This is a genomic window from Rhodococcus sp. R1101, assembly GCF_000278445.1.
Taxonomy (GTDB): Bacteria; Actinomycetota; Actinomycetes; order Mycobacteriales; family Mycobacteriaceae; genus Rhodococcus; species Rhodococcus gordoniae.
This window is the reverse complement of record NZ_AJVB01000572.1, coordinates 1-2245: the sequence shown is the minus strand read 5'-3', so window position 1 is coordinate 2245 and position 2245 is coordinate 1. Positions and strand designations below refer to the sequence as shown.

Sequence of the window (2245 nt, the reverse complement as noted above, 5' to 3'; positions counted from 1 at the left end):
CAGTCGCGAGTGCACCGCATCGAGTTCGGTCTCGATGGCATGGGTGCCCTTGATCGTCTCGAGGTCGAAGTCGGTGAATGCGTCGCGCAGGATCGCAACGATCTCCGCCGCGAGCTCGGCCATCCGGCGAAGATCCTCGCGCAGAAGGTCGGAGACCAGCGACTCGGGATGGCGGCGCCGTACGACCCGCGCGATGTGCAGGCTCAGCTCACCCATCCGGGTGAGATCGCCGGTGATACGAACCGCGGAGAACACCAACCGCAGGTCGGCGGCCACGGGACCCTGCAGGGCGAGGATCCGTACCGCTCGCTCGGAACAGTCGGTGTCGAGTTCGGCGATCCGCGCGTCGAGATCGAGGGCGGCCTGGGCTGCGTCGAGATCGGTGTCGAACAACGCGTGCGTGGCCAGGTCGAGCCCTTCGGCGGCAACCGCTGCAAGCTCGCCGAGGCGTCCGACCAGGTCGTCGAGCTGCCCTCGGAACAATTCCCTCATGTCTCGCTCCCTCCTCGTCGCAGTCGTCGACCAGGAGCCTAACGACGCGCGTCGACGACGCTCTCTGCGGCGACGTCCTCGGTGGACGATACAAAGCTCACGTCGTCGTCCATGCGGGCGAGATGAGCCTTGATCCATTCGGTGCTTCCCGGCGTCGCGGTGCTGTGCTGCGGGGTGCCGGCAATGCAGATAGACAAATCGATTCCCTCGTCGTGACGCCGATGTGCTCGGCTGCGCAGGCCACACCCATCCCCTGGAGTGACCGTCATCACTATAGCGTGTCGGGGTAGGGATTCAACTCGAGCGGAAACCGGGTCAGGGACGTGGCGACGTCTCCCAGTGCTTGCCGTAGCCCTGCTGTTCCGCGTAGCCCTGCTGTTCCGCGTAGCCCTGCTGTTCCGCGTAGCCGTAGTCGTACCCTTCGTCGTAGCGGTACTGCGGGTAGCCCCGGTTCTCGGGCGGCACGAACAGCGATTCGGATTGCGACGCCACCAGCGGTGCGGGAGTCGAGGGTACCGGAGCAGGCCGTACCGGAGCAGGCTGTGGCACGACAGGTTGCGGCGCTCCGGCCCGGGCCGGAGCGGACGGTACGGGTGCCGGGTCGTAGGGAGCGGTCTCCACGGCCGGGCCGCGACGGCGAGCCGGGAGCAGGGGCATCCACTCGCGTCCGGCACCGAGCACGACGAGACGCGTGGGCACCTCGATCTCCGCCAGCGCACGGAGGGTGTCCTCTGTCTCCGCACGCTCCTCCACCCCGGCCTGCAGCACGACCACGGCGAGCGCGAGCCCTTCGGTGGGCACTCGTGTCCACCACTGCTCGCCGATCCCGCAACTCACGAACCGATCGTCGACGTCGGCGAATGCATCGGTCTCGATGGTCACGCCGCCCCCGTGCAGAAGCAGTACGGAGTCGCCCAGCGACACACGTTGCCGAAGCATGACGACAGTGTCGAGCGGCAGAGTCGTCCGGGCGTCTCTCTCCACCTGCACGGCCGAGCGGTAGCGACGCGCGACGCGCCGGGCCCATGCCGCATTGTTCGTCGCGCCGAAGCGCCCGTTCAGCGCGACCAGCAACTCGGCGACGAGGACGAATACGGCGAGGAACGCCACCGCGGCTTCGGCCCGAGGTTGAGGCGACACCTTCGCCCCACTGCCTGCCGGCACCGACAGCACCTGGAGGTATTCGAGGCTTGCGCCCGAGCGTGCCTGGCGGAGTTGTTCGAGGCGGGCATCGAGGTCGGCCTGCACCGCCGGGTCGGCCGTACCCTCCTCGCCGGCCGCGGTGCTCGCGGCGAGGTCGGTACGCAGTCCGCCGACGATGGCGTCGAGTTCGGCGATGCGTGCATCGAGCGCTGCCCGGTTCCGATCGGTCTGCGCGCGGTCGAGCTGGGTGACGACGACCTGTGCGAGATGATCTGCAGAGGCCTGGGACTCGGCTCGGGCGGTCACGGTGAGCAAGGTCGGTGACGAGCCGTACCCCACGTCGATCCTCGATGAAAGTCCCGCAGGGTCGTCGTTCGCCTCGGTCGCGATCGCGGCCACGACCGCCGAGTCCTGAGACAGTGCGACGTACGGCGCGATGAGCTGCCCGAGCGTCGCGTCGGATCCGGACACCGCGGACGCCGAGCGGATCTCCGCGACGAGCGATGATTCGTACACACCGGGACCGTTGTCACGAACGAAGAACACCGCGACCGCGGCGAGGGCGGCAACGAGTGCGGCGGGCACGGCCACACGGGCGAGATCGCGGGCA

The 2245-nt window shown here is 68.5% G+C and carries 3 protein-coding genes; all 3 read right to left on the bottom strand.

Going from position 1 to position 2245, the window contains the following annotated elements:
* Positions 1–492 (bottom strand): phosphate signaling complex PhoU family protein (locus R1101_RS0121755; RefSeq protein ID WP_016935354.1); only part of this gene is annotated, 492 nt, incomplete at its 3' end.
* A 38-nt stretch (positions 493–530) separates the two neighbouring features.
* A complete protein-coding gene (locus R1101_RS30405; RefSeq protein ID WP_016935353.1) occupies positions 531–689 on the bottom strand; it encodes a hypothetical protein in 159 nt (52 codons plus the stop codon).
* A gap of 118 nt (positions 690–807) precedes the next feature.
* A partial coding sequence (locus tag R1101_RS0121745) for a hypothetical protein (RefSeq protein ID WP_016935352.1) occupies positions 808–2245 on the bottom strand: 1438 nt, incomplete at its 5' end.